The sequence below is a fragment of the Halorubrum tibetense genome (assembly GCF_042661865.1).
Classification (GTDB): domain Archaea; phylum Halobacteriota; class Halobacteria; order Halobacteriales; family Haloferacaceae; genus Halorubrum; species Halorubrum tibetense.
Genome location: NZ_JBHSWW010000276.1, coordinates 1 through 3,179 on the forward strand (window position 1 = coordinate 1; position 3,179 = coordinate 3,179).

Below are 3,179 nucleotides of genomic sequence, written 5' to 3' on the forward strand. Positions count from 1 at the left end.
CGCCGGCGAGCTCGTCGCCGGTGCCGTCGGCGAGACCCTCGAGCGCGGACAGGGCCGCGGCCTTGTACGTCTCGGGGTCCGGATCGTACTCTTCGCGCGCCATGCGCGCGTACTCGTTCCCCTCGTCGTCGAAGGCGGCGACGCGTTCGAGCGTCCGCTCGGCGGTCTCGGCGACCCAGCGGTCGCGCACGTCCGCGTCGACCTCGGTGATCGACTCCGGACGGACGGAGACGCGGACCGTCCCGTCGTCCGTCTCGTACGTCCGGGGCTTCCCCACGACTGCGACGTAGGCGGGGGCGTCCAGGTCCCGAAGCTTCGAGGCGGCTTCCGGCTGGTACTGGCCGGCGTAGACGAAGAACGTCCCAGTAGGGTCGACGATGCGGCCCCGCCAGTACTCGCTGTCCTCGCCGACGTCGTCCGTCTCGGTGAGCGTGCCGACGAAGAACACGCGGTTGGCGGACTCGCCCGTCGGCAACAGCGCGTAGACGGGGGCGCGCTCGTCGTCGGACTCCTTGAACGTGTAGCCGGCGTCGTTGAACTCGCTCGCGAACGCGCGCCGGGCGACCTCTCGAGTGGGGGTTGACTGGCTCATTTCAGATCGACCTCGCTTTGATAAGCGCGCTCTCGACGTCCACGGTCCCGGGTTCCTCCATCTCGTCCACGAGGACGTAGCGGCCGAACGTCGGCCCCGTCACGCGGTAGTAGCGGCCGAGGATGTCCTCGGCCATCTCCTCGGCGACGACGGTCGTGTCGAGCGCGTCCATTGCCATGTCTTTGGCCTCCTCCAAGCTCATCCCGGTGAGTTCCTCGGTGGCTTCACGGTCGAAGATCACCTCCGTGACGGTCTCGCCGTCGTCCAACACGCCCTTGATTCGGAGGTCGAACTCGCCCTCGACCTGGCCGTGTTCGGAACACCGACCGTTCTGGAGAACGCGCGTACAGTCCTCCTCGGGGCAGCGCTTGATCAGTCCGGATCCGGACTGGATGTCCACGAGCGCGCCCTCGACGGTGTCGGCGTTGTCGCCGACCTCGATCGTCTCGTCGATCTCGGTGATCCCGGTCGTTCGGTTGAGCTTCACCGAGTAGGAGCCCTCGTACTCGTCGGTGACGACGTTCGTGAGCTCGTACGCCTGCCCTTCCTCCAACTCGGGGAGGTCGGAGGTCTCGAAGGCGACGAACTTGATCGTGCCCGACTCATCGCCCAGCAGGCCGACCTGCGCGATCGAGTCGCTGCGCGGCTCCCAGAGGTCGACGAGCTCCACGCGGAGGTCGACCCACTGCTCGTCCTCGTCGATGTCGTTCACCTGGACTCGCTCGGAGCCGCCGCGGCCGAGCTCGTCGCGCTCCATGCCCGCGTCGTCGAGGTAGCTGTTCGTGACGCTGCGTCGCGCCTCCTCGAGCGGCACGCGGTATTCGTTAACGAGGTTCTCTAGCCGCTCTTCGATCTCGTCGGGACCCACCTCGAGGTGGTCCGAGAACTGTTCCGCTATCGCTTCCGCTTCCTGTCGCAGTTCGCTCATGGGTATCTCGCCTCCGGTCATGTTTCGGTGGGAGGCGTACGGCGGTTGGTTCCTCATCGTATTAAAACGCATGTGACCGCGGTGAAAGTGGAGGGGTGACGGGCGCTCGCGGCGGTTTCGGCAGGTGTCCGGTCTCTGTCTGACGCAGGTCAGCCAGACGCGGGCGGCGTTTCGAGTGGAACGATCACACGTCTCGATCCGACACCTGCTGACACCACCTCGGCCCGATGCCTCGGTGACGCCACGTCGGCTCGATGCCCCGCTGACGCCACGTCGGCTCGATGCCCCGCTGACGCCACGTCGACACACCAGAGACGCTTGCGTCAGGCCCTACGAACGCCTCGTTCACGCGCGGTGCCTCCCGTTGCCGGCCGCGACGCCAACGGACCTATGGTCCGTGCGGTCGAAGGGGGAGTATGGACGACCGTCTCGAACGCGTGATCCGCCAGCAGCTCCGGAAGGCTGGCCGCCAGTTCGAGGAGGCGAAGCGGGCCTACACGGAGGGTCGAGGGGACCCGGAGGGGTCGAACGCGGGAACAGCGCTGTACGACCTCCCGGCCGACGGGGACGGCCGCGCCCGGATCGTCTGCCGGCGACACGCCGAGAAGCGCTCCGTCACGGTCGACGCCGAGGGTCGCCCGGCGTGTTTCGAGTCCGGTCACCCGGACTGTGAAGGGTGTGCGGGGGACGTCCGCGACGGCTACGTGGAGACGTGGTAAGGCGATATTTCGGGCCGTAACGGCCTCTTGACCCACGATACCCGTCTGCCCCGCAAGCCCCCTGCCCCGCAACGGTTCCCTCCCCCGCAACAGGTTTCACGCAGGAGCGCATGCCACCGACCCATGGAACGGAAGACGGTCGCGATCGGCCTCCTCGTCGTCGTCGCCGTCGGCCTCTCGTTGTCCGGGTTCTTCGGCGGGGCGGCCGACGAGCCGGCAGATGCGGAGGTACCGGCGGACTCGCTGATCGAGGTCGACGGCGAGTACGAGCTCTGGCCGTACACGAGCCGCACCGAGTCCGTCGACGGGCGGACGCTCGCGATCAACGTCGTCTTCCACGACGACGGCGACTCGGTTCGCGAGGCGCTCGAGACGGGGCAGGACACCGACTGGGCGGAGACGGACGAGGAGGAAACCGATGCCGACCCCGACCTCGTGCGAGACATCGTCGTCCGCGAGTGGGACGACGCACACGGCTCCGACCGCTACTCGTACTTCGCCGGCCCCGATGGGGGCCAATGGGCCGACGAGTCGTTCGAGCTCCACGACGGCGAGTACCTCGGCTCTCGCGACCACATCCGTGCGTACGAATCCCCAGACGGCGAGTACACCGCGGTCCAGATCCACGAGGAGTACTACGACTGGTTCCGCTTGCGCCACACGGTGCCGGACATCAACGACCCGGCGGTGCGGCTGGAGAACGAGTTCATCGAGAGCGAGCTCGCGAGCGACGTCCGTCGGGAGTACCGGGGCATTCAGGGTGGGCTGAGCGACGGGTGGATCTCGGTGTTCGAGCTCGCGCTCCTGGTTCCCGTCTTCGGGGCGCTCCTCCGGCGGCGGACCCGCGAGGCGGCCGTCGAAACCGCGGGTCGGTTTCGGACCGAAGCCGGGAGACACGCCGAAGCGGCGGTGCTCGGGACCGCGCTCGCGGCGGTGTTCG

4 protein-coding genes are annotated in these 3,179 nt (G+C 67.9%); 2 read left to right on the forward strand and 2 right to left on the reverse strand.

The window, feature by feature from the left end:
• Together ACFQEU_RS13535 and ACFQEU_RS13540 are read right to left on the reverse strand one after the other, a co-directional pair.
• On the reverse strand, positions 1 to 592 hold a 592-nt coding region (locus ACFQEU_RS13535), incomplete at its 3' end, for an RPA family protein (RefSeq protein ID WP_379783001.1).
• A 1-nt stretch (position 593) separates the two neighbouring features.
• Positions 594 to 1,520: a replication factor A gene (locus tag ACFQEU_RS13540; RefSeq protein WP_379783003.1), complete on the reverse strand. Its 927-nt coding sequence runs from the start codon at positions 1,518 to 1,520 to the stop codon at positions 594 to 596.
• Between the two features lie 416 nt (positions 1,521 to 1,936).
• Between ACFQEU_RS13540 and ACFQEU_RS13545 the strand changes: the two genes are divergently transcribed.
• Both ACFQEU_RS13545 and ACFQEU_RS13550 read left to right on the forward strand, forming a co-directional pair.
• A complete protein-coding gene (locus ACFQEU_RS13545; RefSeq protein WP_379783005.1) occupies positions 1,937 to 2,239 on the forward strand; it encodes a DUF7091 family protein in 303 nt (100 codons plus the stop codon).
• A 123-nt stretch (positions 2,240 to 2,362) separates the two neighbouring features.
• On the forward strand, positions 2,363 to 3,179 hold an 817-nt coding region (locus tag ACFQEU_RS13550; RefSeq protein WP_379783007.1), incomplete at its 3' end, for a hypothetical protein.